Here is a 2,759-nt window from a genome sequence, read left to right as displayed (position 1 = left end):
GGACAACTCCGGACGGGGAGGGACGGCGGGCGCGCGTCCTCGACGGGTGTCGGTCAGCAGCCCTTCTTGAGCACGGCGGAGAAGGACGTCTTGGCGGGGTGCTTCTTGCAGCCGACGACCGCGCGGGTCAGGCCCGTGTAGCCGACTATCGGCCCGTGACCGGCCTCGTACCAGTGCACGCCGTCGTGGTGGGCGTTGACCCAGGCGCACTGGTAGATGTGGCCCGTCGCGCGCCACCAACCGGTGCCCTGACCGAAGATGTAGGAGTCCCCCGAGCCGAGCGTGTAGTAGCGCGTGCTCTTGGCGAAGGTGGTCGTGTCGGTCCGATGGCCGACGGACGCCCCGACCTCGGCCTCGAAGCTGGCCCAGAGGAAGTCGGCGCTGCCCTTCACGGAGGCCGAGACCTTGACCGAGTTCGAGCGTGTGGTGCTCTTCGACACCTCGAACTTGAGCTTGGCGTTGTGGCCGGAGTAGTTCTCCTCACGGGTTCGCTGGGCGACGTCCCATTGGAACTGTTTGCCGGTCACCGTGTACTTGCGGTGGCCGAGGTCATCGCCGGATGAGCAGGTGGATGCGGCGCCGGCGGGCGCGGCGCCGAGGCCGATCGCGGCCACCAGCGTGGACAGGCCGAGCGAGGCGGCCGAGAGAGCGGCTGTGCCGCGGGTGAATGTCATGGCCGAAAGCTAGCTTCGGGACACACCGCGCACAGTGCTCGGCGCCTTACGGTCCGGAGTCGTGCGACGGTTGTTGTCCGGACGCCGGGACGGTGGGGTCCGGCTCCGCCAGGGCGCGCTGGGCGAAGGCGACGTCGTGCCAGGCGTCGAACTTCCACCCGACGCGGTGGAACACGCCGACCGGCTCGAAGCCCAGCGACCGGTGCAGGGCCTCGCTGGCGGCGTTCGGCACGGTCATCCCGGCGACGGCGATGCGGAAGCCGCGCCCGGCCAGGCGGGGGAGCAACGCCTCGTACAGCGCGCGTCCGGTGCCGGCACCCCGATGCCCGGCCGACACGTACACGCTGACCTCGCACGCGAAGCGGTAGGCGGCCCGGGCCTTGAACTCGCTGCCGTAGGCGTACCCGAGGACCTGGCCGTCCTGCTTGGCCACCAACCAGGCGTGCCGGAGCTGCGATGCCGCGATCCGGCCGGCCATCTCGTCCGCGGTCGGGGGCACCAGCTCGAAGCTGATCGTGGTGTCGCGGACGTAGGGGCCGTAGATGCCGGCGCACGCCACGGCGTCCGCCGGTGACGCGTCGCGGATGCGCATGGGGCGACCGTAGCCAACCCCGCCCGCGCTCGCGGGCCCGAGTCGCCGGCCGCGCCGCCCCGACGCAGGCCGGGCCGCCCACCCGCGTATCGTGAGATGGTCGGTCCGTAAGGATCGGCCACGCCGTCTCGGCCCGGAAATCCGGGGATTTGGACTCAGCACGGGGCGCGGAGTATTCTCGACAATCGTGCCTGGAGCGATCCGGGCGCCGATGTGTGCCCCGTGGTGTCAGAGACCGACGATCGCCTCGCGATCGGTGGTCGGACGCCGGATGAGACGGGTGGCACGAGCACGACCAGCCGGTTCGGCCACACCAGGCGAAGCGGTCCGCGGGTGGGTTGACACGCCCGACCGCGGGGAGCGGACGGACTCATCCGATGCCCGGAATCTCGGGCCCGCAACAACACCAGAGCAGGGTAATTCCGGTGCGGCACGTACCGGTGAATCCGACAAAACGTACGTACGCCACTCGTTTCGAGTCATCGCAGAGGGAGATTGCAGGCCGCATGCCTACGATCCAGCAGTTGGTCCGCAAGGGCCGGCAGGACAAGGTCGACAAGACCAAGACGCCGGCTCTCCAGAGCTCGCCCCAGCGCCGCGGTGTCTGCACCCGCGTCTACACGACCACCCCGAAGAAGCCGAACTCGGCGCTGCGCAAGGTCGCCCGCGTGCGGCTGACCAGCCAGGTCGAGGTCACGGCGTACATCCCGGGTGTCGGACACAACCTGCAGGAGCACTCGATCGTGCTGGTGCGCGGCGGCCGGGTGAAGGACCTCCCCGGCGTCCGCTACAAGATCATCCGTGGCTCACTCGACACCCAGGGTGTCCGTGGCCGCAAGCAGGGCCGCAGCAAGTACGGCGCCAAGAAGGAGAAGAGCTAATGCCCCGCAAAGGTCCCGCGCCGAAGCGCCCGCTCGTCGTCGACCCGGTCTTCGGCTCGCCCCTGGTCACCCAGCTGGTGAACAAGGTGCTGCTGTCCGGCAAGAAGTCCACGGCCGAGAGCATCGTGTACGGCGCCATGGAGGGCACCCGTGACAAGACCGGTACCGACCCGGTCATCACGCTCAAGCGCGCGCTCGACAACGTGAAGCCGACCCTGGAGGTCAAGAGCCGCCGCGTCGGTGGCGCCACCTACCAGGTGCCGATCGAGGTCAAGCCGGGCCGCAGCACCACCCTGGCCCTGCGTTGGCTCGTCAGCTACTCGCGCCAGCGGCGTGAGAAGACGATGACCGAGCGCCTCATGAACGAGATCCTCGACGCCAGCAACGGCCTGGGCGCCAGCGTCAAGCGTCGCGAGGACACCCACAAGATGGCCGAGTCCAACAAGGCCTTCGCGCATTACCGCTGGTAGTCCGGCCCCTCCCCACCAGGGAGGGCAGGCATTCCAGCTCCCAGTACCGCCCGCCAGCAACGAAGACGAGAGAGACCATGGCTAATCACGCCGAACTCGCCAAGACCCGCAACATCGGGATCATGGCGCACATCGACGCGGG

Annotated in this window: 4 protein-coding genes; 2 read left to right on the top strand and 2 right to left on the bottom strand. The window is 69.1% G+C overall.

Annotation, left to right across the window (positions count from 1 at the left end; genetic code table 11):
- Positions 1-53: 53 nt before the first annotated feature.
- Positions 54-674, bottom strand: a complete 621-nt coding sequence (locus ACFFCA_RS19570; RefSeq protein WP_375487929.1) for a hypothetical protein — start codon at positions 672-674, stop codon at positions 54-56.
- Positions 675-720: 46 nt separating this feature from the next.
- Positions 721-1,266, bottom strand: a complete 546-nt coding sequence (locus ACFFCA_RS19565) for a GNAT family N-acetyltransferase (RefSeq protein ID WP_375487927.1) — start codon at positions 1,264-1,266, stop codon at positions 721-723.
- Positions 1,267-1,772: 506 nt separating this feature from the next.
- Between ACFFCA_RS19565 and rpsL the strand changes: the two genes are divergently transcribed.
- Positions 1,773-2,147, top strand: coding sequence for a 30S ribosomal protein S12 (rpsL, locus tag ACFFCA_RS19560; protein WP_375487925.1), 375 nt, complete (start codon positions 1,773-1,775; stop codon positions 2,145-2,147).
- Positions 2,147-2,617 carry a 30S ribosomal protein S7 gene (gene rpsG, locus ACFFCA_RS19555; RefSeq protein WP_375487923.1) on the top strand — a complete coding sequence of 157 codons (471 nt, stop codon included), beginning with the start codon at positions 2,147-2,149 and terminating at the stop codon, positions 2,615-2,617. The genes rpsL and rpsG overlap by 1 nt, the downstream gene beginning before the upstream one ends.
- Positions 2,618-2,759 lie beyond the last annotated feature (142 nt).

The sequence above is a fragment of the uncultured Jatrophihabitans sp. genome (assembly GCF_964252635.1).
Classification (GTDB): Bacteria; Actinomycetota; Actinomycetes; order Mycobacteriales; family Jatrophihabitantaceae; genus Jatrophihabitans.
The sequence above is the reverse complement of the archived record's forward strand: the minus strand, read 5'-3'. Positions and strand labels throughout refer to the sequence as shown.

What these genes read in the sequence shown, in the direction of transcription:
- ACFFCA_RS19565 (WP_375487927.1), bottom strand. Translation starts at nt 1,266, where the DNA reads ATGCGCATCCGCGACGCGTCACCGGCGGACGCCGTGGCGTGCGCCGGC.
- ACFFCA_RS19570 (WP_375487929.1), bottom strand. Translation starts at nt 674, where the DNA reads ATGACATTCACCCGCGGCACAGCCGCTCTCTCGGCCGCCTCGCTCGGC.
- rpsG (WP_375487923.1), top strand. Translation starts at nt 2,147, where the DNA reads ATGCCCCGCAAAGGTCCCGCGCCGAAGCGCCCGCTCGTCGTCGACCCG.
- rpsL (WP_375487925.1), top strand. Translation starts at nt 1,773, where the DNA reads ATGCCTACGATCCAGCAGTTGGTCCGCAAGGGCCGGCAGGACAAGGTC.